23 protein-coding genes and 2 pseudogenes are annotated in these 25,936 nt (G+C 61.2%); 18 read left to right on the top strand and 7 right to left on the bottom strand.

Features of this window, described 5'->3' with window-relative positions; all coding sequences use genetic code 11:
- Positions 1 to 9 precede the first annotated feature (9 nt).
- On the bottom strand, positions 10 to 768 hold the full coding sequence (locus tag FFS13_RS05485) for an SDR family oxidoreductase (RefSeq protein WP_137818102.1): 759 nt from the start codon (positions 766 to 768) through the stop codon (positions 10 to 12).
- Between the two features lie 106 nt (positions 769 to 874).
- Here FFS13_RS05485 and FFS13_RS05480 point away from each other — a divergent pair, with 106 nt between their 5' ends.
- The 9 genes from FFS13_RS05480 to FFS13_RS05440 all read left to right on the top strand — a co-directional run bounded on the left by FFS13_RS05480 (position 875) and on the right by FFS13_RS05440 (position 8,608).
- Entirely contained in the window at positions 875 to 1,606 is a 732-nt protein-coding gene (locus FFS13_RS05480) for a HugZ family protein (RefSeq protein ID WP_137818101.1), read from the top strand.
- Between the two features lie 67 nt (positions 1,607 to 1,673).
- Entirely contained in the window at positions 1,674 to 2,126 is a 453-nt protein-coding gene (locus tag FFS13_RS05475) for an FxsA family protein (RefSeq protein ID WP_137818100.1), read from the top strand.
- A gap of 333 nt (positions 2,127 to 2,459) precedes the next feature.
- A complete protein-coding gene (locus FFS13_RS05470) occupies positions 2,460 to 2,753 on the top strand; it encodes a co-chaperone GroES (RefSeq protein ID WP_137818099.1) in 294 nt (97 codons plus the stop codon).
- A 59-nt stretch (positions 2,754 to 2,812) separates the two neighbouring features.
- On the top strand, positions 2,813 to 4,456 hold the full coding sequence (gene groL / locus FFS13_RS05465; protein ID WP_137818098.1) for a chaperonin GroEL: 1,644 nt from the start codon (positions 2,813 to 2,815) through the stop codon (positions 4,454 to 4,456).
- 406 nt (positions 4,457 to 4,862) lie between these two features.
- Positions 4,863 to 5,546: a response regulator transcription factor gene (locus FFS13_RS05460; RefSeq protein ID WP_137818097.1), complete on the top strand. Its 684-nt coding sequence runs from the start codon at positions 4,863 to 4,865 to the stop codon at positions 5,544 to 5,546.
- Positions 5,536 to 6,804, top strand: a complete 1,269-nt coding sequence (locus tag FFS13_RS05455; protein WP_137818096.1) for a HAMP domain-containing sensor histidine kinase — start codon at positions 5,536 to 5,538, stop codon at positions 6,802 to 6,804. The genes FFS13_RS05460 and FFS13_RS05455 overlap by 11 nt, the downstream gene beginning before the upstream one ends.
- A gap of 182 nt (positions 6,805 to 6,986) precedes the next feature.
- On the top strand, positions 6,987 to 7,667 hold the full coding sequence (locus FFS13_RS05450) for a class I SAM-dependent methyltransferase (RefSeq protein WP_137818095.1): 681 nt from the start codon (positions 6,987 to 6,989) through the stop codon (positions 7,665 to 7,667).
- 6 nt (positions 7,668 to 7,673) lie between these two features.
- Positions 7,674 to 8,390, top strand: a complete 717-nt coding sequence (locus FFS13_RS05445; protein ID WP_137818094.1) for a lipopolysaccharide kinase InaA family protein — start codon at positions 7,674 to 7,676, stop codon at positions 8,388 to 8,390.
- Positions 8,387 to 8,608, top strand: a complete 222-nt coding sequence (locus FFS13_RS05440) for a hypothetical protein (RefSeq protein WP_137818093.1) — start codon at positions 8,387 to 8,389, stop codon at positions 8,606 to 8,608. The genes FFS13_RS05445 and FFS13_RS05440 overlap by 4 nt, the downstream gene beginning before the upstream one ends.
- A 156-nt stretch (positions 8,609 to 8,764) precedes the next feature.
- Here the strand turns inward: FFS13_RS05440 and FFS13_RS20335 are convergent.
- The 3 genes and pseudogenes from FFS13_RS20335 to FFS13_RS05435 form a co-directional block, all read right to left on the bottom strand.
- A pseudogene (locus FFS13_RS20335) lies at positions 8,765 to 8,991 on the bottom strand (transposase); the annotation flags it as partial.
- 51 nt (positions 8,992 to 9,042) lie between these two features.
- Positions 9,043 to 9,216: a hypothetical protein gene (locus FFS13_RS19710; protein ID WP_171006427.1), complete on the bottom strand. Its 174-nt coding sequence runs from the start codon at positions 9,214 to 9,216 to the stop codon at positions 9,043 to 9,045.
- 355 nt (positions 9,217 to 9,571) lie between these two features.
- Positions 9,572 to 10,747, bottom strand: a complete 1,176-nt coding sequence (locus tag FFS13_RS05435; RefSeq protein ID WP_137818092.1) for an acetyl-CoA C-acyltransferase — start codon at positions 10,745 to 10,747, stop codon at positions 9,572 to 9,574.
- Between the two features lie 195 nt (positions 10,748 to 10,942).
- Between FFS13_RS05435 and FFS13_RS05430 the strand changes: the two genes are divergently transcribed.
- The 4 genes from FFS13_RS05430 (at position 10,943) to FFS13_RS05415 (ending at position 19,061) form a co-directional block, all read left to right on the top strand.
- Entirely contained in the window at positions 10,943 to 12,625 is a 1,683-nt protein-coding gene (locus tag FFS13_RS05430; protein WP_137818091.1) for a fatty acid--CoA ligase, read from the top strand.
- Between the two features lie 229 nt (positions 12,626 to 12,854).
- Complete coding sequence (locus tag FFS13_RS05425; protein ID WP_137818090.1) at positions 12,855 to 14,711, top strand: DUF1302 domain-containing protein; 1,857 nt, start codon at positions 12,855 to 12,857, stop codon at positions 14,709 to 14,711.
- 31 nt (positions 14,712 to 14,742) lie between these two features.
- A complete protein-coding gene (locus tag FFS13_RS05420; protein ID WP_137818089.1) occupies positions 14,743 to 16,110 on the top strand; it encodes a DUF1329 domain-containing protein in 1,368 nt (455 codons plus the stop codon).
- Between the two features lie 209 nt (positions 16,111 to 16,319).
- Positions 16,320 to 19,061, top strand: coding sequence for a LuxR C-terminal-related transcriptional regulator (locus FFS13_RS05415; RefSeq protein ID WP_137818088.1), 2,742 nt, complete (start codon positions 16,320 to 16,322; stop codon positions 19,059 to 19,061).
- 41 nt (positions 19,062 to 19,102) lie between these two features.
- Here the strand turns inward: FFS13_RS05415 and FFS13_RS05410 are convergent, their stop codons facing one another.
- Positions 19,103 to 19,957, bottom strand: coding sequence for a hypothetical protein (locus tag FFS13_RS05410; RefSeq protein WP_371922934.1), 855 nt, complete (start codon positions 19,955 to 19,957; stop codon positions 19,103 to 19,105).
- A 91-nt stretch (positions 19,958 to 20,048) separates the two neighbouring features.
- On the opposite strand from FFS13_RS05410, the gene FFS13_RS05405 reads away from it, so the two are divergent.
- Both FFS13_RS05405 and FFS13_RS05400 read left to right on the top strand, forming a co-directional pair.
- A complete protein-coding gene (locus tag FFS13_RS05405) occupies positions 20,049 to 20,723 on the top strand; it encodes a TetR/AcrR family transcriptional regulator (protein WP_137818086.1) in 675 nt (224 codons plus the stop codon).
- A gap of 23 nt (positions 20,724 to 20,746) precedes the next feature.
- A pseudogene (locus FFS13_RS05400) lies at positions 20,747 to 20,992 on the top strand (alpha/beta fold hydrolase); the annotation flags it as partial.
- Positions 20,993 to 21,337: 345 nt separating this feature from the next.
- On the opposite strand, the gene FFS13_RS05395 reads toward FFS13_RS05400, so the two are convergent.
- Positions 21,338 to 22,171: a metal-dependent hydrolase gene (locus tag FFS13_RS05395; protein ID WP_137818085.1), complete on the bottom strand. Its 834-nt coding sequence runs from the start codon at positions 22,169 to 22,171 to the stop codon at positions 21,338 to 21,340.
- A gap of 153 nt (positions 22,172 to 22,324) precedes the next feature.
- Here FFS13_RS05395 and FFS13_RS05390 point away from each other — a divergent pair, with 153 nt between their 5' ends.
- The 3 genes from FFS13_RS05390 to FFS13_RS05380 all read left to right on the top strand — a co-directional run bounded on the left by FFS13_RS05390 (position 22,325) and on the right by FFS13_RS05380 (position 24,886).
- A complete protein-coding gene (locus FFS13_RS05390) occupies positions 22,325 to 23,344 on the top strand; it encodes an AraC family transcriptional regulator (protein ID WP_137818084.1) in 1,020 nt (339 codons plus the stop codon).
- Between the two features lie 125 nt (positions 23,345 to 23,469).
- Positions 23,470 to 24,108 (top strand): MBL fold metallo-hydrolase, encoded by a 639-nt coding sequence (locus tag FFS13_RS05385; protein WP_137818083.1) that lies wholly within the window; start codon positions 23,470 to 23,472, stop codon positions 24,106 to 24,108.
- An 88-nt stretch (positions 24,109 to 24,196) separates the two neighbouring features.
- Positions 24,197 to 24,886 carry an OmpA family protein gene (locus FFS13_RS05380; protein WP_137818082.1) on the top strand — a complete coding sequence of 230 codons (690 nt, stop codon included), beginning with the start codon at positions 24,197 to 24,199 and terminating at the stop codon, positions 24,884 to 24,886.
- A 96-nt stretch (positions 24,887 to 24,982) separates the two neighbouring features.
- Here FFS13_RS05380 and FFS13_RS05375 read toward each other — a convergent pair whose 3' ends face one another.
- Complete coding sequence (locus tag FFS13_RS05375; RefSeq protein ID WP_137818081.1) at positions 24,983 to 25,891, bottom strand: acyltransferase; 909 nt, start codon at positions 25,889 to 25,891, stop codon at positions 24,983 to 24,985.
- Between the last annotated feature and the right edge of the window lie 45 nt (positions 25,892 to 25,936).

Genomic DNA, 25,936 nt, shown 5'->3' with positions numbered 1-25,936 from the left:
AAGCTGCGATCAGAGACGCAGGCCGCCGTCCAGCTCGAGGATGCGACCGGTGTAGTAGTCGTTTTCCAGGATGTAGGCGACCGAATGGGCGATCTCCGCCGGTTTGCCCATACGCCTGAGCGGGATGCCCGACGTCATCTTCTCCAAGGCTTCGGGCTTCATGCCGAGGGTCATTTCGGTCTCGATAAAGCCCGGTGCGACGCCGGCGACCCGGATGCCGTAGCGCGCCAGCTCCTTGGCCCAGACCACGGTGTCGGCGGCTACGCCGGCCTTGGCGGCGGAGTAGTTGGCCTGACCAACGTTGCCGGCACGGGAGATCGAGGAGATGTTGACGATCGCGCCTTGGTTGCCCAACTCGATCATCTTCGCCGCCACTTCGCGGGTGCAGAGGAAGACGCCGGTCAGGTTGACGTCGATCACCGACTGCCACTGCGCCAGGCTCATCTTGGTCATTTCGCCGTCTTTGATCTTGATGGTCAGGCCGTCACGCAGGATGCCGGCGTTGTTGACCAGGCCATTGATGGCGCCGAAGTCTTCGGCGATCTGCGCCACGCAGTGGGTCACCTGCTCTTCATTGGCGACGTTGCACAGGTAAGCCCGGGCGTCACCACCGGCGGCCTTGCAGGCGGCCACGGCTTCGTCGAGCTTTTCCTGGTTGAGATCGACCAGGGCCAGCTTGGCGCCTTTGGCCGCCAGGTACTCGCCCATCGCGCGGCCTAGACCCTGGCAGCCGCCAGTGATGATGATGACTTTGTCTTGCAGTTGCATGCCAAATCCCCTCGAAGGTGTATCGGTTGTTAGCCCCGCTGGCGCTGCGAATCGTTATGCTGAGCGCCTGTCCGTTTTCGACGAATTCTTTGCGAGGAGTCATAAGGTGAGCGTGAAAGCCGGCAAGCATGCCCGAGAATTGCTACTCAAGGAATACCGTGGGGTGCTCTCCACCCAGTCCAAAGCCATGCCGGGCTACCCTTTCGGATCGGTGGTGCCGTACTGCCTGGACGAACAGGGCCGGCCGCTGATCCTGATCAGCCGCATCGCCCAGCACACCCACAATCTACAGTTCGAGCCCAAGTGTTCGCTGCTGGTCGGCGAGCGTGGCGCGGAGGATGTGCAGGCCGTTGGCCGCCTGACCCTGCTGGCGCAAGCCCGCCAGTTGAGCGATGAGGTGGCGCTCGCCGCGGCGGCCGAGCGCTATTACCGCTACTTCCCCGGCTCGCAGGGTTACCACCAGGCACATGACTTCGACTTTTGGGTCCTGGAGCCGGTGCGCGCTCGCTATATCGGCGGTTTCGGCGCCATCCACTGGATCGATAGCATCACCTTGGCCAACCCCTTCGCCGGTCAGGTCGAGGCGGGGATGGTCGAACACATGAACCATGATCATGCCAGCGCCATCGCCCATTACGTCGAGCTGGCCGGCTTGCCGCGTGAACCCGCGGCGCAACTGGCTGGGATCGACAGCGAGGGCTTTCACCTGCGCATCGGTCAGGCGCTGTATTGGCTGGCCTTTCCAACATCCTGTAACAGTCCTGGCGAAGTGCGCCAGGCCTTGGTGGCACTGGCGCGGGCCGAGGTTTGGCCGACCGGCGGGGCGCTGCAGGCTTGAATTTGCACTGTTGCGCCATTACTTAACCAGCATTGGAAGTCCTTACTTCCGTCCAGGGATTGTGTTGATGCGTGCTTTTCTGTTCCTTCTTCTAGTGTTTCCGCTGATTGAGCTGGCCGTGCTGATCAAAGTCGGCAGTGCCATCGGGGTGTTGCCGACCTTGCTGCTGATTATCGGCAGTGCCGTGCTCGGCAGCGTGCTGCTGCGGGTGGCTGGGGTCGCCACCGCCTGGCGCGCCCGTGAGCGCCTGGCACGCGGCGAGCTGCCCGAGCAGGAAATGCTCGAAGGTCTGCTGATCGCGGTCGGCGGCGGTCTGCTGCTGTTGCCGGGGTTTATCAGCGACATCTTCGGCTTGCTCTGCCTGCTGCCGTTTAGCCGACGCCTGCTGGTGAATAAAGTGCGCCAGCGTGTGGCCGCTCAGGCCCTGCGCCAGCGCGCCTTTGCCGATGACCTGCACGCGCGCTCAGGGCCGACCCGGCCGAACGTCATCGAAGGCGAGTTCGAGCACCGCGATTCCTAAGAGTCTGTTTAAGATCGTCGCGAGCGCAGGTCAGGCAAGGCGAAAAAAGGCGAGGAAGCGGAGTTGACTGCAGTCAATGAGCATTCCGAGGCTGTTTTCAACGCAGCATGGCCAAGCGCAGCAGATATTAGGCCGGCTCTAAAGATTTTTCGTGGTCACCCTTGAAATACCCTTGCCAGCCCTTATGTAGTGGTCACCGCAAGGTCTCTGTCGGTGACGACAGGCAGTCTTCTGCGGTCCGCCCTGCGGGCCGCAACCGGCAACGCCGGATGTGTTAACCAGCCGGTGCATAAACCGGCGGCTTTAAACCACCTTACTTGGGAGAGATCGACAATGAAGCTTCGTCCTCTGCATGACCGCGTCGTCATCCGTCGCAGTGAAGAAGAATCGAAAACCGCTGGCGGCATCGTTCTGCCGGGTTCCGCTGCTGAAAAGCCGAACCGTGGCGAGATCCTCGCCGTGGGTACCGGCCGCGTGCTGGACAACGGTGAAGTGCGTGCGCTGGCCGTGAAAGTGGGTGACAAAGTGGTATTCGGTCCTTACTCCGGCAGCAACACCATCAAGGTTGACGGTGAAGACCTGCTGGTAATGAGCGAGAACGAAATCCTGGCCGTTGTTGAAGACTGATTTCAGCGCATCGTCGCTACGAATTCCGTTCCACCGAAACGAATTGAGGAATAACGATCATGGCTGCAAAAGAAGTTAAATTCGGCGATTCTGCCCGTAAGAAGATGCTGGCTGGTGTTAACGTCCTGGCCGACGCGGTAAAAGCGACCCTCGGCCCGAAAGGCCGTAACGTGATCATCGAGAAGAGCTACGGCGCTCCGACCATCACCAAGGACGGCGTTTCCGTTGCCAAAGAAATCGAGCTGAAAGATCGCTTCGAGAACATGGGCGCCCAGCTGGTTAAAGACGTCGCTTCCCGTGCCAACGACGACGCTGGCGACGGCACCACCACTGCTACCGTGCTGGCTCAGTCGATCGTCAGCGAAGGCCTGAAAGCCGTCGCTGCCGGCATGAACCCGATGGACCTCAAGCGCGGCATCGACAAGGCGACCATCGCCATCGTTGCTCAGCTGAAAGCCCAGGCCAAGCCGTGCGCCGACACCAAAGCCATCGCTCAGGTCGGCACCATCTCCGCCAACTCCGACACCTCCATCGGCGACATCATTGCCCAGGCGATGGAAAAAGTCGGTAAAGAAGGCGTGATCACCGTTGAAGAAGGCTCGGGCCTGGAAAACGAACTGTCGGTCGTCGAAGGCATGCAGTTCGACCGTGGCTACCTGTCCCCGTACTTCATCAACAAGCCGGACACCATGGTCGCCGAGCTGGAAAGCCCGCTGATCCTGCTGGTCGACAAGAAGATCTCGAACATCCGCGAAATGCTGCCAGTGCTGGAAGCCGTGGCCAAAGCCGGCCGTCCGCTGCTGATCGTTGCCGAAGACGTCGAAGGCGAAGCCCTGGCGACTCTGGTGGTCAACAACATGCGTGGCATCGTTAAGGTCGCCGCCGTCAAGGCCCCAGGCTTTGGCGACCGTCGCAAGGCCATGCTGCAGGACATCGCCGTCCTGACTGGCGGTACCGTGATTTCCGAAGAAATCGGTCTGAGCCTGGAAGGCGCTACCCTAGAACACCTGGGTAATGCCAAGCGCGTGATCCTCAGCAAAGAAAACACCACCGTCATCGACGGTGCTGGCGTTCAAGCCGATATCGAAGGCCGCGTTGCCCAGATTCGCAAGCAGGTTGAAGACACTTCTTCCGACTACGACCGTGAAAAACTGCAAGAGCGTCTGGCCAAACTGGCAGGCGGTGTTGCCGTGATCAAGGTTGGCGCCGGTTCCGAAGTTGAAATGAAAGAGAAGAAAGCCCGCGTAGAAGATGCCCTGCACGCGACCCGCGCAGCCGTCGAAGAAGGCGTGGTACCTGGCGGCGGTGTCGCCCTGGTACGTGCCCTGCAAGCCATCGAAGGTCTGCAAGGCGAGAACGCCGATCAGAACGTCGGTATCGCTCTGCTGCGTCGCGCCGCTGAAGCGCCGCTGCGTCAGATCGTGGCCAACTCCGGTGACGAGCCAAGTGTGGTGATCGACAAGGTCAAGCAAGGTTCGGGTAACTTCGGTTACAACGCTGCGACCAGCGAGTACGGCGACATGATCGAAATGGGTATCCTCGACCCGGCCAAGGTGACCCGTTCTGCTCTGCAGGCCGCGGCCTCCATCGCCAGCTTGATGATCACCACCGAAGCGATGATCGCCGAGATCGTGGAAGACAAGCCTGCGGCTGGCGGTATGCCGGACATGGGCGGCATGGGTGGCATGGGCGGCATGATGTAAGCCGACCAGCCCTTATGGTCTGATCCAAGTGGTAGAAAAAAGCCCCGCCTAGTGCGGGGCTTTTTTTGTGCGCCCAGCATGGGCGCAATCTTGTGGGTGGAAGTCCCACCGTGAGTTATGCGGGAAAAAGTGCGCGCCTTGCAGCATCCGGCCGATGGAAAACATGCAGCCCCGGGCACCGCTCAGTCACGCCGCTAACAGTAGCCACAGCTCGTATAGTGAGGTAGTGCGCAGCAGTGACGGCGCGCGACTCCTGAGCACAATGGGCGGCAGTCTGCCGGTCGGCCTGTGGTCACGGCGTGAATCAAGTGTGAAAAAACTGTCAAAGGGGCTTGGTTCGAGGGGGCTTCGAGTTAAGGTTGGCCCCTGCTGCGCGGGAAGTTAGCGCGCCACGAGGAAAGTACCGATGCGAATTCTGTTGGTCGAAGATAACCGCGACATTCTGGCCAACCTGGCCGACTACCTGGGCATGCAAGGCTATAGCGTGGACTGCGCGCAGGACGGTTTGTCCGGTCTGCACCTGGCGGCGACCGAGCATTACGACCTGATAGTGCTCGATATCATGTTGCCTGGGATGGACGGCTACAGCCTCTGCAAGCGCCTGCGCGAGGACGCGCGCCGGGATACCCCGGTGATCATGCTCACCGCCCGTGACCAGTTGGATGACCGCCTGCAGGGCTTTCGCTCCGGCGCCGACGATTACCTGCTGAAGCCCTTTGCCCTGTCCGAATTGGCGGCGCGCATCGAGGCAGTCTTGCGCCGCAGCCAAGGCGGCGGGCGGCGCAGCCTGCAGGTGGCGGATCTGACGTACGATCTCGATACGCTGCAGGTCAGCCGCGGCGGGCGGACGCTTAAGCTCAACCCGATCGGCCTCAAACTGCTCGCCGCGCTGATGCAGAAGAGTCCCCATGTGTTGCGCCGCGAGGTATTGGAAGAGGCGTTGTGGGGAGATGACTGCCCGGACAGCGATAGCCTGCGCAGCCACGTCCATCAACTGCGTCAGGTGATCGACAAACCCTTCGCCACGGCGCTGCTGCAGACCGTGCATGGTGTGGGTTATCGCCTGGCGGAGGCGAACGATGGAGTTTAAGCACAGCCTGTCACGCCGGATCGTGATCGCCTTTGTGCTGATGACCTCTCTGGTGGCGGGCGCCTTTGCCCTGGGGATAGTCGAAACCGTGCATCTGGTGGAGGAGAAGCTGCTGTCCAGCGAGCTGGGCGGCGATCTCGATCGCCTGCTGCAGATGGACAGCATGGACGAATGGCGCTTGCGTCCAGAGCCGGAGCAACTGTTCTACTTCTCTGGCGGTCGTGACGAGTTCGCCTTGCCGGACGATCTCAAAGAGCTGGCGCCGGGCTTTCATGAGGTGTTTCGTGGCGAGCTGTCCTATCACGCTTTCGTGCGTGTCGTCGACGGTCGCCACTATATGCTGCTGCAGGATCAGAGCGGGTTCGAAGACCGTGAGCAAGTGCTCTTCGCCGTGGTGTTGATCGGCTTTCTGCTGAGCATTGCCTTGGCCACAGTGCTGGGCTGGCTGCTGGCGCGCAAGGTGATCGAGCCGGTAGTCCGCCTCTCCCGCCAGATTCGTCATCGGGATCAACTGTTGGCCATGGCGCCACCCTTGGCGCCGGACTATGCCGCCGACGAGGTCGGGCAGTTAGCCGCCGCCTTCGATGCCACCCTCGGCCTGCTGCGCCATGCGCTGACCCGCGAACGCCTGTTCACCAGCGATGTCAGTCATGAGTTGCGTACACCCTTGATGGTACTGGCCAGCTCCTGCGAATTACTGCTGGCAAACACCGGCTTGGATCCGCGCGCCCGTGCGCACGTGCAGCGCATTGCGCGGGCCTGTGACGAGATGCGTGAGCTGGTGCAGACCTTTCTGTTGCTCGCCCGCGCCCAGCAGGGGGACAGCAACCTACTGGCGGCGGTCAGCCTGTCCACTGTGGCGGATGAGCTGGTGGCGCAGTGGCGCGAGCCGATTGAGAGCAAGGGCTTGCAGCTGGATTACCGGCGCGGCGAACCCAGCCGCGAACTCTTCAATCCGACATTGTTGCGCGCGGTGATGGGCAATTTGCTGCGCAACGCCTGGCATTACACCGAGCAGGGGCGGATCAGCCTGGGCCTGCTGAACAATGGTTTTGTCATCGAAGACACCGGTGTCGGCATTCCCGAGAACGAGCGCGAAGCCATGTTCCAGCCCTTTGTGCGTGGCGGCGAGCAGCATGGCGATGGTCTGGGACTGGGGCTTTCCCTGGTGCAGCGGATCTGCGAGGACCAGGGCTGGAAGGTTCAGCTCACGGCGGCGCAACCCAATGGCTGCCGCTTTCGGGTCGAACTGAACTGACTGCCACTTCGGTGTCCCTATCGGGGCCTGGACCTATGACCAGCAAACTTTCTTGAGCCTTGCGGGTCATAGGCTCGCGTAGAGGATCGGCGGGCGCGCTTTCACGAAATTTTCACCTGGGTTTGACCCGCTGTTGACGGGCGCCTGCATAAGGTTGGGCGATGATCCGCAGGAGATGGCCCATGATCGACCCCGTCAAGCTCGAGTTTTCCAACAAATACGATCAGCAACATGCCCGGCAATACCTGGAGAAGCATCAGGAGAGTGGCTGGCGCAAGTTGTCCCATTGGCGTGATCAGCAGTTGGCGCGGCGCGCCCTGGCGCTGGCGGGTGAGCCGGGTCTGGTGCTCGACTTGCCCTGTGGGGCCGGGCGTTTCTGGTCGTTGCTGGCAGAAAAGCCCAACCGCGTGATCATCGGCGCGGACAACTCGGCGGATATGCTGCAAGTGGCTTGTGCCGCTCAGCCGGCAGAAGTGGTGAAACGGGTACGGCCTTTGCCGACATCTGCCTTCGCCATCGATCTGCCGGACAATGCCGTGGACAGCATCTTCTGCATGCGTCTGCTGCATCACGTCGGTGATGCCGAGCACCGCATGACGCTATTGCGTGAATGCAAGCGGGTAACGCGCGATAGCTTGATTGTTTCGCTGTGGGTCGATGGCAATTTCAAGGCTTGGAAACGTAAGCGTCTGGAGCAGAAGCGCCAGGGCCAGGCTGGGCAGGAAAGTTACCAAAATCGGTTTGTGTTACCGGCGGCTACTGTTGAAGACGAGTTCCGTCAGGCCGGCTTCCAGGTTCAGGAGCATTTGGACTTCTTGCCGCTGTATGCCATGTGGCGGGTTTATGTATTGCGTAAAGGGTAATCAAGCATGAGTGAAACGCTGTATTCGACTCCGACATTTGCACCCTCCGAGCAGTTTGAACACTGGTGGCAACAGCACGGCGAATGGGTTGAAGAGCCGAATCAGCGGCGTGGCGGCGAGAGTGGCGTACAGCGAGTCCGTGCGGACGGGCAATTGTTGTATGCCAAACGCCAAGTAGGGCATCTCTATCGCAGCCTGCGGCATCCCTTCGGGCGGCCGACGGTGCTGCGCGAGCGTGATGCCTTGGAGGGTTTTCGCCGGCTCGGGGTGCGAGTTCCCGAGGTGGTGTATTGCGCTGCGTTGTGCAGCGCGGATAAAAGCTGGCGCGGACTGCTGGTGACGGCGGCGTTGGACGGCTTTCAGGAAATCGACAACTGGTACGCCAGCGGTGGCCGTGCGCACTATGGCGAGCAGCTGCATCAACAGTTACTGCATGCGCTGGGCGCCATGCTGGCACGCTTGCACCTTGGCCGCTGGCAGCACGGTTGCCTGTACGCCAAGCATATCTTTGTGCGGGTCACGGGTGAGGGCGCGGCGGCCCGGGCGGACGTGGCGCTGCTGGATCTGGAGAAGGCTCGACGTCGCTTGAGCAAACAACGTGCGGCCCGTCACGACTTGCGCCAGCTAAGGCGCCATTCGTCGTGGAATGAAGCGGATTGGCAACAACTGATCTACGGTTACCAAACAGCGTTTGGCAGCGCTATCAAGGGGTTGCAATCATGAAGCTAGAAATCGCACGAGGTCTGTTCCTCGTAGGAGCCCTAGGAGTGGCTTCCCTTGCCGTCGCGGCCTGGCATGAGCCTGGCCCGGAGGTGCTGAGTGCAGCGAGCGGTCTAGGTCATTGTCCTGTGCCGGCTAATGCTAAAGCCAAGGTGCAGTTGCGTCCGGATCAGGACCTGCTGTTGCTGATGTTCGGCCTGTCCCAAGGCGGGACGCGCTAGAGCCGAGTTGTCCTTGCGCGCTTAAACAAGTCGCGCTTAAACAAAAAAACCGCACTAACAGACCCTGTGAAAACCCGCTGATAGCGGGCCAAGCAAACGCCCCGACCTGTCCGGGGCGTTTGCTTTTGTGCGGATGATGATGGGGAACACGGCGTTTCAACCCATCGGCGCGATGAGTTCACCGCCCCCCAGCACCTTGACCGCCCGTTTGAGGTTGTAGGCTGGCACGCCAAGGCCATTTCGGTGCGAGCGCCCTTTAACTGGCGCAACAGGACGCGGCCGTTGCCGGACCGCCACTGCTTCAGGTTGCCGACGGGGTGTTCGACGGTGGCGCGCCGCCTGGCCATCATCTTCGGATGGGCCGCCAGCCGCCGCGAGGAGCGGAGGCGCTGAAAATAGCCATGCGGGTAAAGCTTGAGCCAATCGGCCGGATCCTACGCGGGGCGCCCGCTGGCCTTGCTGAAGTCCATCTCACGCACCTTGAGACTCGCCACCTGGGCTTCGATCACCCGCACCAGATGCTCCGCGGGAGTCAGTTCGTCCCGTGAAACCGGAAACACATGGCCTTGGTTGCGTGCTTCGCCCTGGCTATAGCCCAGAAACGACAATGCCCGTATCGAGCGAGACGGGCAATGTCTTCATCCACGGCTCAGACTGCTAGGTTTTCACACAGCCTGAATTGCAGGCTTTTGTGTTCCGACTTGCCCCTTAGAATCTGTTCAATATCTGCTGCGGGCTGCGCGCGCCATGCGGCGTTGCAAACAGGCTCGGACTGCTCATTTACCACTCGTAAACTCGGCTGGGGCATCCTGCTTCGCCCTAACTCCTGCATCCATGCAGTCGTCCACTTCCTCGCCTGTTTGGCTCGCTACGCCTTGTGACCCACATGGATGTGGGGATGCCGCTACCCGTAGGGAACGGGTGCGGCCCTGACCTGCGCTCGCGACGAGCTTGAACAGGCTCTTAGAGCAGTTCCACCGCCACGGCAGTGGCTTCGCCGCCACCGATGCAGAGGGATGCGACCCCGCGTTTGCCACCGGTATTACGCAGTGCGTTGATCAAGGTCAGGATGATCCGCGAGCCGGTGGAGCCAACCGGGTGGCCCTGAGCGCAGGCGCCGCCGTAGATGTTGACCTTGGCGTGATCCAGGCCGTGTTCGCGGATGGCCAGCATGGTGACCATGGCGAAGGCTTCGTTGATCTCGAACAGATCGACATCCGCCTTGCTCCAGCCGGTCTTCTCGAACAGCTTGCTCATGGCACCGATGGGGGCGAGGGTGAACTCGCTCGGGTCCTGGCTCTGGGTGGCGTGCGCGACTATCTTGGCCAGTGGCTTGAGGCCACGGCGGGCGGCTTCTTCGGCAGTCATCAGCACCAGGGCGCTGGCGCCGTCGGAGATCGAGCTGGCGTTGGCGGCAGTAATGCTGCCGTCCTTGCGGAATGCGGGTTTCAGGGCTGGGATCTTGTCCAGGTTGGCGTTCAGCGGTTGCTCATCGTCCTTGACCAGCACTTCACCCTTACGGGTGACGACGCTCACCGGAGCTATCTCGGCGTTCAGCGAGCCGTTGGCGATAGCGGCCTGGGCGCGCTTCAGCGACTCGATGGCGTAGGCGTCCATCTCTTCGCGGCCGATGCCATATTGGTCGGCGGTTTCCTGGGCGAAGGAACCCATCAGGCGGCCGCTGCGCGCATCCTCCAGGCCATCGAGGAACATGTGGTCCTTGATCTCGCCGTGGCCCATGCGCAGACCGGTGCGGGCTTTTTCGAGGATGTAGGGGGCGTTGGACATGCTTTCCATGCCGCCGGCGACCATCACGCTGTTGGTCCCGGCTTTCAGCAGGTCATGGGCCAGCATCACGGCCTTCATGCCCGAGCCGCAGAGCTTGTTGATGGTGGTGCAGCCGGTGGCGCTGGGTAGCCCGGCATTCAGCGCCGCTTGGCGGGCGGGGCCTTGTTTGAGGCCGGCGGGCAAGACGCAGCCCATGATCACTTCTTCTACGTCAGCCGCTTGGATGCCGGCGCGGGCCACCGCTTCGCGAATGGCCGTAGCGCCCAACTCGACGGCGGGAACGCTGGACAAGCTGCCCTGGAAACCGCCCATGGGAGTACGGGCACCGCTGACAATGACGATATCGGACATCGAAGTTACCTCTATGACTGTATTTGATCTATGAGTAGCGGGCCGAAGTCGGCGGCTGCAATCAATTCTACCGCGTGACCGGAACTGGCCAAAGAGTCACCTGGCAAATCATTCTTAGGGCTGATTTCTATGGCGACTAAGGGTTCTAGAGTGCATGCCAGTCAGATAACAACACGCATTCGAGTAGGTGCTTCTATGTTGCAGACCCGTGTCATTCCGCCGGCCGAAAATGCCTACCCTTATCCCCTGTTGATCAAGCGTCTGCTGCTGTCCGGTAGCCGTTACGAGAAAACTCGCGAAATCGTCTACCGCGACAGCGTGCGCTACAGCTATGCGACCTTCAATGAGCGGGTCGCGCGCTTGGCCAACGTACTGACGACGGCGGGGGTAAAGGCCGGTGATACCGTGGCGGTGATGGACTGGGACAGCCACCGCTACCTCGAGTGCATGTTCGCCATTCCGATGCTTGGCGCGGTGTTGCACACCATCAATATCCGCCTGTCGCCCGAGCAGATTCTCTACACCATGAATCATGCGGAAGATAAGTTCGTGCTGGTCAACAGCGAGTTCGTGCCGCTCTATCAGGGCATCGCCAGCCAACTGACCAGTGTAGAGAAAACCCTGCTGCTGACCGATACCACAGAAAAGAGTGCGGCGCTGCCAAACCTGGTCGGTGAGTACGAAGAGCTGCTGGCGGCTGCGAGCTCGAGCTACGACTTCGCGGATTTCGACGAAAACTCCCTGGCCACCACCTTCTACACCACCGGCACCACCGGTAATCCCAAAGGGGTGTATTTCACCCATCGCCAACTGGTGCTGCACACCCTGTCGGCGGCCAGCGTCATGGGTAGCCTGGACAGCATCCGCCTGATGGGCACCAATGATGTCTATATGCCGATCACCCCGATGTTCCATGTGCATGCCTGGGGACTGCCCTACGTGGCCACCATGCTCGGGGTCAAGCAGGTCTACCCGGGGCGTTACGACCCGGAACTGTTGGTCAAGCTGTGGCAGAAGGAGAAGGTCACCTTCTCCCACTGCGTACCGACCATCCTGCAGATGGTGATGAATGCCAAGAGCGCCCAGGGAGTGGATTTCGGCGGTTGGAAGCTGATCATCGGCGGCAGTGCGCTGACCCGTGCGCAATACGAGGCGGCCAAGGCCCGTGGCATTCAGCTCACCGCGGCTTACGGGATGTCCGAGACTTGTCCGTTGATCTCCTGTGCGCACCTCAACGAAGAGCTGCTGGCCGGTAGCGAAGACGAGCGCACCACCTACCGGATCAAAGCCGGCGTGCCGGTGCCGTTGGTCGAGGCGGCGATCATGGATGACCATGGCCAGTTCCTGCCGGCCGACGGCGAGTCTCAGGGCGAGTTGGTGCTGCGTGCGCCCTGGTTGACTCAGGGCTACTTCCACGAACCGCAGAAAGGTGCCGAACTCTGGGAGCACGGCTGGCTGCACACCGGCGATGTCGCCACTATCGATGGTATGGGTTTCATCGATATCCGCGACCGCATCAAGGACGTGATCAAGACCGGTGGTGAATGGATTTCCTCCCTCGAACTGGAGGATCTGATCAGTCGCCATGCCGCGGTGCGTGAAGTGGCGGTGGTCGGTGTGCCTGATCCGCAGTGGGGGGAGCGGCCCTTTGCCCTGCTGGTTGTGCGTGAAGGGCAGGAGCTGGATGCCAAGGGCTTGAAGGAGCATCTCAAGCCTTTCGTCGAGCAGGGTCTCCTGAATAAATGGGCGATTCCCACGCAGATCGCGCTTGTTACTGAAATTCCCAAGACTAGCGTGGGTAAGTTGGACAAGAAGCGCATTCGCCTGGATATCGCCCAATGGCAGGCTTCTGGTAGCGCCTTCCTGTCCACGCTCTAACCGTATCCGGCCGCCCCCAGCCGGTGCGGCCGCCCCGCCAAGCAAACGCTTGGGTCATTAAGTGCTATCTCTGCTCCCTTCTTGGGGGCTTCCTGAACTGACTGATCGGTCGCAACCGGCGAGCCAGAGTGGGTGGCTGCCGCAAATCACACTTTAGATGGATCATCGGATACCACCTTGTAGCTATAGTCAGCGCCATCCATAACAAAAAACACATGGGGTAGCGTCGATGACAACAACAAATCCGCTCTGGCGTCTGGCAAGACTGCCATTGGCCGTCAGTCTCGCATCCACTCTCGCCGCTCCGGCATTCGGTGTGACTTTCAATATCGGGGAGATCGAAGGGCAATTCGACTCCTCGTTGTCCGTTGGTGCTAGCTGGTCGGCGCGCAGTGCCGATCCGGATCTGATTGGGGTGAATAACGGTGGGGACGGTCTGTCGCAGACTTCCGACGACTCGCACCTGAACTTCAAGAAGGGCGAGACCTTCTCAAAAATCTTCAAGGGTATTCATGACCTCGAGCTGAAGTACGGCGACACCGGTATGTTCGTGCGCGGCAAATACTGGTACGACTTCGAGCTGAAGGACGAACACCGCCTGTTCAAAGACATCGACGACAACGGCCGCAAAGAGGGCGCGAAATCTTCCGGCGCGCAGCTTCTCGATGCCTTTGTCTATCACAACTACGATATCGCCGATCAGCCGGGCTCCGTGCGCCTGGGCAAACAGGTGGTGAGCTGGGGCGAAAGTACCTTTATCGGTAACTCGATCAACTCGATCAACCCCATCGATGCTTCCGCGTTCCGTCGCCCAGGCGCCGAAATCAAAGAGGGTCTGATTCCGGTCAATATGTTCTATGTGTCCCAGAGCCTGACCGAGAACCTCTCGGCTGAAGCTTTCTATCAGTTGGAGTGGGATCAGACTGTCACGGATAACTGCGGTACCTTCTTCGCCCAGCCGGATATCGTGGCGGATGGTTGCGACGACAACCTGCGTGTATTGCGTAAACGCTCAAGCCTGCCTCCCGCCGTTCTCGCTTTAGCGCCCAGATTGGGTGTGGATGTAAATGAGGAGGGTGTTCTGGTGCGCCGTGGGCCAGATCGTGACGCAGACGATAGCGGGCAATGGGGCACTGCACTGCGCTATTTCGCTGAGCCGCTGGATACCGAGTTTGGTGCCTACTTCATCAATTACCACAGCCGTGCTCCGGTCTTCAGTGCCACCGGAGCCCCGCAGGCCAGCTATAACATTGCTAACGTGGCAGGGGCTCTAGGCCCATTGGTGATTGCCGGTAACTCGAAGTATTTCATTGAATACCCCGAAGACATCCGACTCTACGGTTTGAGCTTCTCCACCACTCTGCCCACGGGTACTGCCTGGAGCGGGGAGGTCAGCTATCGTCCGAATGCGCCGGTACAGCTGAACACCACAGACATCCTATTTGCCGGTATTACACCTTTGCCTGGTTTCGGCAATGTTTCCGTGCTGGATGGCCAAGCTGGCCAAGATCTGCATGGGTATCGCCGTAAAGAGATCACACAGTTCCAAACGACCTTTACCCATTTCTTCGATCAGGTCATGGGCGCCTCGCGTCTGACCTTGGTTGGCGAGATTGGTGTGAGTCATGTCGGTGGGTTGGAGCACACTTCGGAAGCTCGTTATGGCAGAGATCCGGTGTACGGCCCAGGCCCGCTGGATGGCACTCTCGGCGGTCTACCGACTTGCCAGGGGCTTAACGCCGGCACTCTTGGCAGTGCAACCGCTGAAAACGTCAGCAAATACTGCGAAAATGACGGCTTCGTCACCACCACCTCCTGGGGGTATCGCGCTCGTGCCATCTGGGACTACAACGATGCCTTCGCCGGTGTCAATCTGAAGCCGAGCATCTCCTGGTCCCATGATGTCGATGGTTATGGCGCCAATGGCATCTTCAACGAAGGCAGCAAGGCCGTCAGCCTGGGTCTGGATGCCGAATACCAGAACACCTACACGAGCAGCCTGTCCTACACCGACTTCTTCGGTGGCGACTACAACACCTCGATCGATCGTGACTTCGTCGCACTCAGCTTCGGCGTGAACTTCTAAGCGGACAGGATTTTTGAGGAAGACTATGCACATGAAAACAACAAAAAGTCTGCTGCAAACCGGCGCTCTGGCGCTGTCCCTGCTGGCCACCGGTGTGATGGCGGCCGTGTCTCCTGACGAAGCCGCGAAGCTGGGCACCACCCTGACTCCGCTGGGCGCCGAGATGGCCGGTAACGCCGATGGTTCGATCCCCGCGTGGACCGGCGGCCTACCGCAGAATGCCGGCGCCGTGGATAGCAAGGGCTTCCTGGCCGATCCGTTCGCCAGCGAGAAAGCGCTGTTCACCATCACCGCGCAAAACGTCGATCAGTACAAAGACAAGCTGACCCCTGGCCAGCTGGCGATGTTCAAGCGTTACCCGGACAGCTACAAAATCCCGGTATTCCCCACCCATCGTTCGGCGAATGTTCCGGCCAATATAGCGGCTGCCGCCAAGGCTAACGCGACGACTACCGTGTTGGTGCAGGGTGGTAACGGTCTGGATAAATTCAAAGAGGCCTATCCCTTCCCGATCCCACAGAACGGTGTAGAGGCGATCTGGAACCATATCACCCGTTATCGCGGTGGTAGCGTACGCCGTCTGGTGACGCAGGCGACGCCGCAACCGAATGGCTCGTACTCACTGGTCTACTTCCAGGACGAGTTCACCTTCCGTGCCAACCTGAAGGATTACGACGCGAGCAAGGAGAGCAACATCCTGTTCTACTTCAAGCAGCGGGTCACCGCTCCTTCGCGGTTGGCGGGTAACGTGTTGCTGGTGCATGAGACCCTCGACCAGGTTAAAGAGCCACGTCTGGCGTGGATCTACAACGCCGGTCAGCGTCGCGTGCGCCGTGCTCCGCAGGTGTCCTATGACGGCCCGGGTACCGCAGCAGACGGTCTGCGGACTTCCGATAACTTCGACTTGTACAACGGCTCGCCGGACCGCTACGACTGGAAGCTGGAAGGCAAGAAGGAAATCTACATTCCTTACAACAGCTACGGTCTGGATTCACCGAAGCTCAAGTACAGCGACCTCATCAAGGCCGGCCACATCAACCAGGATCTGACCCGTTACGAGCTGCACCGCGTCTGGCATGTGGTGGGTACGCTGAAGTCGGGCGAGCGGCACATTTACGCCAAACGTGACTTCTACCTCGATGAGGACACCTGGCAAGTTGCCGAGGTCGATCATTACGACGGTCGCGGTACGCTCTGGCGTGTGGCTGAGGCCCATGCCCAGTACTACTACAACACGCAAGTGCCGTGGTACACCCTGGAAAGCCTCTATGACCTGCTGTCCGGCCGTTACCTGGCGCTGGGGATGAAGAACGAGGAGAAACAATCCTACGACTTCAAGTACACCGCTTCGGAAACCGATTACACCCCGGCAGCCTTGCGTCAGGCTGGCGTGCGTTAACCCCGCTTCTTGCGACATAAAAACCGGCCCTTGGGCCGGTTTTTTAATGTCCAGTTTTTTTGTCCGGTATTTACTCGGCGAATGTTCGCGGCTCAATCACAGTCAAATTGCCAGGTAATGCCGTCATGGGGCTTCAAATGCGTTGGCCAAGCGACTAGGCTGCTGAACGTTCACGCTCCCGATGACGCCACCACGACAAGAGCCGGGTGATGACTGACCTATCCAGTTCGCAAGGCTTTACCTATCCCGCCATTCCTGCAGTTGAGGGGCGTTTTTTTCGCCCACCGTTGCCTGTCGGTTACGTGTTGCGGCCGCGTTTGTGCGAGCGGCTGGCGACCGGGTTGACCGGTCGCCTGCTGCTGATCAGCGCACCGGCCGGGTTTGGTAAAAGCTCGCTAGCCATCGAATTCTGTGAGCGCTTGCCGACTCAGTGGCAAAGCTTATGGCTTGGTCTCAGCCGCAGGGATAGCGATCCCGGGCGTTTTCTCGAGCGCCTGCTGGCGGGACTGCAGCGGTTTTTCCCCGGCCTGGGTGAGGATGCGCTGGGGCTGTTGAAAATGCGCCAGCGACACCAGCCGTTTGCTTTCGAAGAGTGGCTGGATGGTTTGCTCGATGAGCTGACCCAGCGCCTCGACCCGGCGACGCCGCTGCTGCTGGTGCTGGACGACTACCATCTGGCGCAAGGCGCGGTGCTGGATCGCTGCCTGCAATTCTTCCTCAATCACCTACCTGAAGGTTTGCTGGTGCTGGTGACCAGCCGGCAACGACCGGATTGGCATCTGGCCCGCCTGCGTCTGTCTCGGCAACTGCTCGAGTTGCAGGAGCAGGATTTGCGCCTGACCGCCGAGGAGTCCAGCGAACTGCTCGCTAGCCAGGGCGTCAAGTTGCATGGCGAAGCCCTCGACAGTCTGTTGCTGCGCAGCGAAGGTTGGGTCGCCGGGCTGCGTCTGTGGCTGTTGGCGGCTTCGGACGCGGGGGATGCAGAGGGGCTGGCGCACTCACTGCACGGCGCCGATGGTTTGATTCGCGACTATCTGCTGGAAGAAGTGATCGAGCGCCAGAGCGCCGAGGTGCAAGCGTTTCTGTATGGCACGGCCTTCCTCGAACGTTTTTGCGTCGAGCTCTGCGATGCGGTACGCGAAGGCCACGACAGCGCCGCGATTCTCCAGCATCTACAGGCGCATCAGGTGTTTCTGGTGCCGCTGGATGAGCAGGGCCGCTGGTTTCGCTATCACCATCTGTTTTCCGACCTGTTGCGGGCACGCCCGGCCGTGGCCGTGTCGCAACCGGCGGCCAGCCTGCACCTGCGTGCCTGTCGTTGGTTCAGTAGCCAGGGCCTGCTCGATGAAGCCATAGAACAGGCCCTGCGCGCCGGCCAGCCGGATGTGGCGGCGAGCCTGGTGCAGAGTCTTTCCGAGGAGCAACTGCTCGGCGAGCAGAATGTGGCGATGCTGCTGCGCTGGAAAATGGACCTGCCCGAGAGTTTGCTGAGCAGCACGCCGAGGTTGATTGTGCTGTACGCCTGGGCGCTGGCGTTGGCCTGCCAGTTGGACGCCGCGCAAGAGCTGGCGAGCCAGTTGTCACGTTTTCTACCGGCGCCCTCGGCCAGGGCGCAGCGCTCGATGCTGGCGCAGTGGCTGGCGTTAAGTGGCGTGATTGCCCGTGGCCGCGGCGATAGCGTTCGCGCGGAGTTGTATTGCGGGGAGGCGTTGGCGACGCTACCGCTGGAGCGTTTCGGGCAGCGTTTAATGTGCCTGTCGACCTTGGCCAACCTGGCGATAGTGCGCGGCGATCTGTGGCGCGCCCGCGGCCTCAACCGCGATGCTCTGGAGCTGGCGCAGCGGGTCGGTAATCCCTTGTTCGAGGCGTTGGCGCACTACGACCGTGCGCGGGTACTGCAGGCGCGTGGCGAGGTGGTGCGGGCGCAGGAGGAAGTGCGCCAGGGCCTGGGATGCCTGCGTGGCCTGGCGCCGCAACGCCTGTATGCGGTGCGCGCCCGGCTGACCTTGTATGAAGGCTATCTACTGACCTTGCGGCTGCAACCCGAGGCCGCGCGCGCCCGCCTAACTGCCGGGATCGCGGAGGCGCGCGCCTGTCGCGATACCAGTCTGCTGATTGGTCACTGTGTACTGGCCGGTCTGGAAGGGCGCAGTGGGCGCTTGCCGGAAGCCTTCGCCCAGCTCGCCGAGGCGGAGCGGTTGATGCACATCTGGGACGTGCCGGCGATCTACTACCTGGCGATGATCACCCTGGTCAAATGCGAGCTCTGGTTGCTGCGCGGTCAGACTGAACTGGCGGGCAGTTGGTTGGTGCGCCTGGCCGAAACCTACAGCGGTGAGCAGGCGGCTGCGGCGCCGGAATACCACCCGCAGTTGCCGTTGCATATCGAATTACAACGCGCCGCCCTGGAGCGGATTCAGGGGCAGGTGCCGGACGCCGAGCGTCGCTTGCGGGCCTTGAGTGCGCGTGCGCAAACCGCCGGTGGACAGTTGCTTGGGGTCATCGCGCAGGTTCAGTTGACCTTGCTGTTGCGCGGCGCGGGTCGTGAGCGCGAGGCCCAGCAACAGCTGGCCAGTTGCTTGGACGCGGCCGGAGGTGGTGGCTTGTTACCCTTCAATGAGTTGCTCGTGCAGCAACCGGAGTGGTTGCGTGAACAGCTGGCGGCGCGCCCCTCTTGTGCGCTGCGCGAGGCGTTGTTGGCGCATTTGCCGGCGTTCGATGGCGAGCCCGAGAGCATCGATAGCGGCGCTCCGGCAGAGGCCTTGAGCTCGCGCGAGTTGGCGGTGTTGAAGCTGATCGCCCAGGGTTGTTCGAATCAGGAAATCAGCGAGCGGCTGTTTATTTCCCTGCATACGGTCAAGACCCACGCCCGCCATATCAACAGCAAACTCGGCGTCGAACGGCGTACTCAGGCGGTGGCGCGGGCCAAGGGGCTGGGTTTATTGCGCTGAAACTTATTGCGCTGAAACGGCGGAAAAAGGCGCTACCCAACCTAGGGTAGCTGCGGCGCCGACAGGTCGAGCTTAGGCGCGATCTGGTGATTGGCCTTCAGCGGCTGGGCCAGTTGCTTTTCCACATCGGCTTGGATTCCGGCCAGTACCGGTTGCAGTTCGGCCAGGCTGGCGCGCACCTCGGCATAGGGGTGCTGCTTGATCAGCTGGGCGATTCGCGCGAGGATTTCCGGGCGTACTTCGGCACTCAGGTGGACGAACAGTTCCGGCAATTGCTTACCGATCTCGGCGGCATACAACACCAGATCCTCACGGCCGAATTGCTTGGTCAGGCCCAGGTAATCCAGCGCGCTGGAGGTCAGCATGGCCGCCGCTGCCTTGGTTTCCTGCAGGCCCTGCAGCCGCACGGGGTTGCTCTGCTCGCCTTGCGAGAGGGTCATCCAGAACTCGGTGGTGAGGGTGAACAGCACCGCTTGCTGACGTAGCGAGTAGGTCATCAGCCCCAGCGCCTCGGCGCCATAAGGCTGCTGTACGGCGCGAAAGTCGAAGTACAGACGCATCAATTCCTTGAGCTGGAACAGCACCTCGCGGGCGCCGTTTTGCCGCAACTCCAGCGGCGCATAGATATTCAGCTGCGGGCGGAAATTCTCCTCGCTGACCATGCGCCGATAGATCGGCCCGGTGAATTCGCCACTGCGCCGTGGCAGGGCGTTGACCTGGGTGCTGTCGATCTTCTGCAACGCCTCGACCAGTTGCTGGTAATCGGCACTGGTCCAGGGTTTTTGAATATCCGGAATCTTCTGCCCCAGGTAGAACAGCTCGGCAGCCGGGAGCGCGCGCGCCACGACCAGCAAAAGGATGGCCAGCGGCCAGAGCAGGCGGCGTGTTAGCTTCATCGGCAAGGAAGATTCCGGCGGGAGAGGGCGTGCCAAGAGTAACCAGCTCGGGTGGCGCCGTCACCCAGGCCTAGGTTGGGAGTTATGCGCGATGGAGTTGGAGCGAGCCGAGCAAGGGGCGGTGCGGGCGGTATTCGAGGATCTGGGCGGCTATGGTGCGGTCGCCCGGCAGCAGGGCGAGTCGGGTGATGGACCCTTGGTCGGGCATTTGCAGCGCATCAATATTCAGCTGGCGGCGATCCCGCTGTTTGCCCGCAAGGGGCTGGCGGATACCACGGTAAATGACCTGCTCGATGGGGCCAAGGTGTCGCGGCGGACCTTCTATAAATACTTCGCGAACAAGATGGAGGTGCTCGAAGGCATCTACCAGACCGCAGTGCTTCTGCTGCTGGCGCGCTTTCGCGACCTGCAAAACGCCGCCGGCAGCCCGCAAGCCTGGCTGCACGACATGGTCACCTGCTTCTTCGACTATCACCTGGCGGTTGGGCCGATCATCCGCCTGATGCAGGAAGAGGCGCTGCGTGCGGACTCCCCACTGGCGCCGCACCGGCAACGCGCGCATCTGGAAATGGTGAGTTTGCTGGTGGAGCGCCTGGAGGGTACGAGCGGTGTGCGCGATCCGCTGACCTATCGCGCGCTGATCTGGGCGCTGGAAGCGGCTTCTTTGGAGCTGCTCGGCCGGTCAGCCGCGCGGGTAGAAATCGAACAGGCCAAGGCGGTCTTGAGCGAGCTGCTGATCGCCTCCCTGTGCCCGCCCACAACCTAGGTTAGGCGTCAGCCCGCGGCGCGCGTGGACTGCTGCAGGTCAACCGCGAGGAGCTGCATGGCACGCCAGCGCCGGTCGCGGCGATCAAGGCGCCGACGCTGCTGATGTGGGGCGAGCGTGACCGCTGGATTTCGCCCAAGCCTGTGCCGTTGTGGCAGCGCGATCTGCCGGGGATTCAGGTGAAAACCTACCCGGGTGTCGGGCATATTCCGATGGAGGAAATTCCCGAGCAGAGCGCGGCGGATGCCTTGCGTTTCTTGCAGGGCTGAAGGCAAGCGAGCGCTACAAGCCGTGCTTGCGGTAAACACAAGGCCCCAATCGGGGCCTTGTGTTTATCTGCGGACTCAAGCGGCAGTCTGGCCGGTTGGGCTTGCGGCTCGAACTCCGCGCGGGAGCGGTACAGCAGCTCAAGGTTGTCATGCTGCCAGGGGTGGTGCTGAGCATGCTGACTCCCTGAGTCGTTGCTTAACCAGGGTCTCACTATGGGTGGGGCAATCAGGTTGGAAAAGGTTATCAGCAGCCAATGTCAAGGTCATTTATGGCCAGGGCGTCGCGCGATTGCAGCGCAGAAAAACGAAAGGCCCCGGTCGGGGCCTCAGGCATGTGCGGGGCGCTCAGGCGGCTTTCGGCTGGGGGTCGAACTCCAGGCGATACTGCTCGACCAGGTGCAGGTTGTCGTGCTGCCAGGGGTGGAAGTTGCCGCGGTAGAAATCCAGGTAAACGCCGACCAGTTGGCGGTAGATGCCATCCTTGCCCCACAGCCAGGTCAGGCCATCGCGCCAGACCCGCCAATTCCACAGCAGGCCATCGCGCTTGAGCATGTGTACCAGCCCCTTGAAGGTGTCGAGGGTGAAGAAGACCGTGCTCTGCAACATCGCCCGCCGTCGCAGCCATTTGCTGCCACAGACGGCCTGATACACATCGAAGGCCACGGCTTTGTGCTCGGTCTCTTCCAGCGCATGCCAGCGCCAGAGTTTGGCCATGGCCGGGTCGGCGCCGTCCAACCAGCGCGGATTTTTCAGCACGGCGTCGGCCATGATCGCGGTCAGATGCTCGACGGCGCAGGTGGCGGCCAGTTGCAGCTTGGCCGGCAGGTGCTTCTTCACGAAGCTCAGCCGGCGCTTCAGTCCGCGCTCCAGATAGTCCACGTCATAACCCAGTTCGCGCAGACGTCGGCTGTACTCCTCGTGCTCGCGGCTGTGATGGCCTTCCTGGCCGATGAAGCCGCGAATCTGCTCCTGCAGCAAGGGGTCGTCGATCTGCTGGCGGAACAAGCGCACCGAGTCGATGAAGAAGCGCTCGCCATCGGGGAACAGCACCGACATGGCGTTGAAGGTGTGGGTTTTGAAGGCGTCGCCGCTGTGCCAGTGGCGGGGCAGCGGGTTTGGCAGATCGAAGTCCAGTTGCCGTGGGCGGATTTCCAAACCTTGGGGGGTGGTACTGAGCATACGGACTCCCGGAATATTATTAGCACTATCGTGCGACTATGAGCTTGCCGGCCTTTGCCGGACAAGGTTATCTTCAGCCAAAATTCGGGTCATATCCGGCCATGTTCTTCAGCCAGAGCCGATAAAAATAATAATGATGAAGCCGCCGCCAGCATGAAACAGCCGTTGAATTTCACCGCCGAACTGGTCCCGATGGCTTACGTCGACGCGCTGCTCGATCTGGCAGATGAGCTCGGTCTGCCGCGCGCCGAGCTGCTGGCTGCGGCGCGGGTCAGGCCGCAGGTGCTGGACAATCCGAAGGGCCGCCTGTCCTTTATCGACTTCAACCTGCTAGCCAGCGCCGCGCTGCTGCGTTGTAACGAACCGGCGTTGGGACTGGTGCTGGGGCAGCGGCTGAACGTCTCGACCCACGGCATACTCGGCTATGCGGTACTGTCCAGCGCCAATCTGGGCAAGGCCATCCAGTTCGCCCTCAAGTACTACCGAGTGCTCGGCCTGGCGTTCGAATTGGAGATGGTCGAGGAGGGCGAGCGGGTCGAATTGCGCGCCAGTGAGTCGATGCCGCTGGGCGCGCTCAGCCGCTTTGCCGCCGAAGGTTTGCTGAGCAGCCTGCACAGCATCGCGCACTTCCTGGTCGGCGAGGCGATGCAGGGGGTCGAGGTGGGGTTTGCCTATCCCGCGCCGGCTTATGCGGCGCGCTATCGGGAGGTCTTTGGCGCCGCGGTGTCGTTCGAGCAGCCCTACCACCGCATGAGTCTGCCGAAGGCTTACCTCGAGCGGCCGATGGCCCTGGCCAACCCGGCCACGGTGCAAATGTGCGAGCAGCAATGCGAGGCGCTGCTGGCCAGCCTGGACGTTCAGGATGGTCTGCTGACGCGGGTGCGCCGCCTGTTGCTAGCGCGGCCGGGTGACTTTCCCGACCTGGGCAGCGCCGCAGAGGCCCTGCACACCAGCGGCCGCAGCTTGCGGCGGCACCTGTCACTGATGGGTACCAGCTACCAACAGGTGTTGGATGAAGTGCGCAAGCGCCTGGCCCTGCAGTACCTGACCACCACCCACCTGCCGCTGTACGAGATCGCCTACCTGCTGGGTTTCAGCGACCCCTCGAACTTTCGCCGGGCGTTCAAGAAGTGGACGGGAAAGTTACCGAGCGATTACCGTGCCGAACCCTGATTCCATTCCCGTAGCAAGCGGGCACTCTATAGGTAGCGCTTGCCATATTAAGTGAGAGTGCCCGCGCGCAGCCTTCGTGCACCCCCATGATCTGCACGGGGAACGATTTTTTTGGAGATGCCGTGATGAGCCAGCCCACTTTGATTCGCGAAACCTTCCCCGTTGGACCTTTGCAGTGCAACTGCACGATCATCGGCGATCCGATTAGCAAGAAGGCCATAGTCGTCGATCCGGGCGGCAATCCCGAGTTGATCATGGCGCGCCTCGAGGCCCATGGCTTGCAGGTGGTCAGCATCATCCATACCCATGCGCATCTGGATCATTTCCTGGCTTCCGGGCAGATGAAGGAAAAGACCGGCGCCACCTTGCATCTGCATCAGGACGATCAGTTCCTCTGGGATAACCTGGAGATGCAGTGCCGCATGTTCGGTGTGCCTTACACCCCGGTGCCGGCGCCGGATCAGTGGCTGCACGATGACGAGGAACTGGCCTGTGGCTGCGGGGTGGCGCTGCACACGCCCGGCCATACACCCGGCTCGATGAGTTTCTGGTTTCCCCAGGCCAAGCTGTTGATTGCCGGCGACACCCTGTTTCGCCGCGGCATAGGCCGCACGGACCTGTGGGGGGGCGACTACCCGACCATCGAACGCTCGATCAAGCAGCGCCTGTATAGCCTGGATGAGGATGCGACCGTGGTCACCGGCCACGGCCCGGAGACGCGTCTGGGCGATGAGATGCGCGAAAATCCCTTTGTCCGAGCCTAGCGGTTTGCGCACGGAATTTCTGGCCCCGGCCATGCTCTAATTACTCGCGGCCCACTGGGGCTGAAAAAAATATCCAGGAGTAGAGTTCATGTTTATTTCGCGTCGTCTGATCATCGCCGCTACCGCAGTGGCCCTGTTGGCCGGCTGTGCTTCGCAAAACCCCTACGACAACCAGCCGCCCAGCTCAAACAAAACCGCCAAATACGGTGGGCTAGGTGCGCTGGCCGGTGCCGCGGCGGGGGCGTTGATCAGTCATGACGACCGCGGCAAGGGCGCGCTGATCGGCGCCGCCGTCGGTGCCGCCGCCGGTGGTGGTTATGGTTATTACGCCGATAAGCAGGAAGCCGAGCTGCGCCGCAGTATGCAAGGCACGGGTGTCGAGGTGCAGCGTCAGGGCGACCAGATCAAGCTGATCATGCCCGGCAATATCACCTTCGCCACCGACTCCTCCGATATCGCCAGCAACTTCTATACGCCGCTGAACAACCTGGCGACCTCGTTCAAGCAGTTCAACGAGAACAGCATCGAGATCGTCGGTTTCACCGATAGCACCGGCAGCCGGCAGCACAACATGGATCTGTCGCAGCGTCGCGCGCAGAGCGTGTCCAACTATCTGAGCTCGCAAGGGGTCGATGGCTCGCGCCTGTCTACCCGTGGCGCTGGCCCGGATCAGCCGATTGCCAGCAACGCCAACGCCGAAGGCCGTGCGCAGAACCGGCGGGTCGAGGTCAATCTGCGCCCGCTAGCGGCGCAGCAACAGTCCCAGCCGCAATACTAATAAGCCTTCTCGCTGGGCCCAAGGCCTCCTGATTTGGAGGCCTTGTCGTTTGCGGTTGCAAGGCAGCTGTTGACTCGCTTGAGCCATAGCGCAGGCTTAAAGCGCCGGCGGGAACTGCTGATGCAGCCGTGCCAGCTGCGCGTCCTTGGCTTCCCACAGTTGGTTGACCCACTGCTGGAAGGCCAGGCGGTATTGCTCGTCCTGGTCGTAATCCTTGCCGATGAACTGCCGCGGAATTTCCTGCTGTTCGACACGCACCACGATCTGCTCGACCTGCCCGGACAGTAGACTCCAGAAGCTCGGCTTGCCTTGCGGGTAGTGAATGGTGACGTTGACCAGCGAGGTCAGCTGTTCGCCCATGGCATCCAGTACGAAGGCAATGCCACCGGCCTTGGGTTTGAGCAGGTACCGGAAAGGCGACCCCTGTTGGTCGTGCTTGGCCGGGGTGAAGCGCGTGCCTTCGAGGAAGTTGAACACCGAGACCGGGTTGGTCTTGTAACGCTCGCAGGCTTTGCGTGTGGTGGCCAGGTCCTGGCCGCGCTTTTCCGGGTACTTTTTCAGGTAGTCCTTGCTGAAACGTTTCATAAAGGGAAACTCCAGCGCCCACCAGCACAGGCCGATCACCGGCACCCAGATCAGTTCGCGCTTGAGGAAAAACTTCAAAAAAGGCGCGCGGCGGTTGAGCTGGTATTGCAGCACCAGGATGTCCACCCAGCTCTGGTGATTGCTGGTGACCAAGTAGGTGTGGTGCAGGTCCAGGCCTTCGAGCCCTTGCACATCCCAGCGAGTGCGACCCGCCGCGTCCATCCAGGTTTTATTGACGCTAATCCAGCTTTCGGCCGACCAGTGCATGGCGACGTTGATCAGCCGTCTGGCGGCCTGGAAGGGCAGCAGTGCCTTGACCAGTGCGCCGATAAACAGCGGCCAGCAAAAAATCAGGGTATTGAACGCCAACAACAGCGTGGCAATCGAACCTTTAAGCGGAGCAGGCAGAAGACGCAGCATGGGGGCAGGGGCCTCCAAAAAAAGGGGGGGCGGTTTGGCCCGCCC

Origin of the sequence: Pseudomonas sp. 2FG, from assembly GCF_005502935.1 — a bacterium.
Taxonomy (GTDB): domain Bacteria; phylum Pseudomonadota; class Gammaproteobacteria; order Pseudomonadales; family Pseudomonadaceae; genus Aquipseudomonas.
The sequence above is the reverse complement of the archived record's forward strand: the minus strand, read 5'-3'. Positions and strand labels throughout refer to the sequence as shown.

Excerpts from the sequence above, each read along its gene's own strand:
- FFS13_RS05420 (WP_137818089.1), top strand. The coding sequence starts at position 14,743 with ATGAAAACAACAAAAAGTCTGCTGCAAACCGGCGCTCTGGCGCTGTCC.
- FFS13_RS05475 (WP_137818100.1), top strand. The coding sequence starts at position 1,674 with ATGCGTGCTTTTCTGTTCCTTCTTCTAGTGTTTCCGCTGATTGAGCTG.
- FFS13_RS05470 (WP_137818099.1), top strand. The coding sequence starts at position 2,460 with ATGAAGCTTCGTCCTCTGCATGACCGCGTCGTCATCCGTCGCAGTGAA.
- FFS13_RS05385 (WP_137818083.1), top strand. The coding sequence starts at position 23,470 with ATGAGCCAGCCCACTTTGATTCGCGAAACCTTCCCCGTTGGACCTTTG.
- FFS13_RS05395 (WP_137818085.1), bottom strand. The coding sequence starts at position 22,171 with ATGCTCAGTACCACCCCCCAAGGTTTGGAAATCCGCCCACGGCAACTG.
- FFS13_RS05460 (WP_137818097.1), top strand. The coding sequence starts at position 4,863 with ATGCGAATTCTGTTGGTCGAAGATAACCGCGACATTCTGGCCAACCTG.
- FFS13_RS05435 (WP_137818092.1), bottom strand. The coding sequence starts at position 10,747 with ATGTCCGATATCGTCATTGTCAGCGGTGCCCGTACTCCCATGGGCGGT.
- groL (WP_137818098.1), top strand. The coding sequence starts at position 2,813 with ATGGCTGCAAAAGAAGTTAAATTCGGCGATTCTGCCCGTAAGAAGATG.
- FFS13_RS05445 (WP_137818094.1), top strand. The coding sequence starts at position 7,674 with ATGAGTGAAACGCTGTATTCGACTCCGACATTTGCACCCTCCGAGCAG.
- FFS13_RS05440 (WP_137818093.1), top strand. The coding sequence starts at position 8,387 with ATGAAGCTAGAAATCGCACGAGGTCTGTTCCTCGTAGGAGCCCTAGGA.
- FFS13_RS05430 (WP_137818091.1), top strand. The coding sequence starts at position 10,943 with ATGTTGCAGACCCGTGTCATTCCGCCGGCCGAAAATGCCTACCCTTAT.
- FFS13_RS05405 (WP_137818086.1), top strand. The coding sequence starts at position 20,049 with ATGGAGTTGGAGCGAGCCGAGCAAGGGGCGGTGCGGGCGGTATTCGAG.
- FFS13_RS05390 (WP_137818084.1), top strand. The coding sequence starts at position 22,325 with ATGAAACAGCCGTTGAATTTCACCGCCGAACTGGTCCCGATGGCTTAC.
- FFS13_RS05410 (WP_371922934.1), bottom strand. The coding sequence starts at position 19,957 with ATGAAGCTAACACGCCGCCTGCTCTGGCCGCTGGCCATCCTTTTGCTG.
- FFS13_RS05485 (WP_137818102.1), bottom strand. The coding sequence starts at position 768 with ATGCAACTGCAAGACAAAGTCATCATCATCACTGGCGGCTGCCAGGGT.
- FFS13_RS05425 (WP_137818090.1), top strand. The coding sequence starts at position 12,855 with ATGACAACAACAAATCCGCTCTGGCGTCTGGCAAGACTGCCATTGGCC.
- FFS13_RS05415 (WP_137818088.1), top strand. The coding sequence starts at position 16,320 with ATGACTGACCTATCCAGTTCGCAAGGCTTTACCTATCCCGCCATTCCT.
- FFS13_RS05455 (WP_137818096.1), top strand. The coding sequence starts at position 5,536 with ATGGAGTTTAAGCACAGCCTGTCACGCCGGATCGTGATCGCCTTTGTG.
- FFS13_RS05380 (WP_137818082.1), top strand. The coding sequence starts at position 24,197 with ATGTTTATTTCGCGTCGTCTGATCATCGCCGCTACCGCAGTGGCCCTG.
- FFS13_RS05375 (WP_137818081.1), bottom strand. The coding sequence starts at position 25,891 with ATGCTGCGTCTTCTGCCTGCTCCGCTTAAAGGTTCGATTGCCACGCTG.
- FFS13_RS05450 (WP_137818095.1), top strand. The coding sequence starts at position 6,987 with ATGATCGACCCCGTCAAGCTCGAGTTTTCCAACAAATACGATCAGCAA.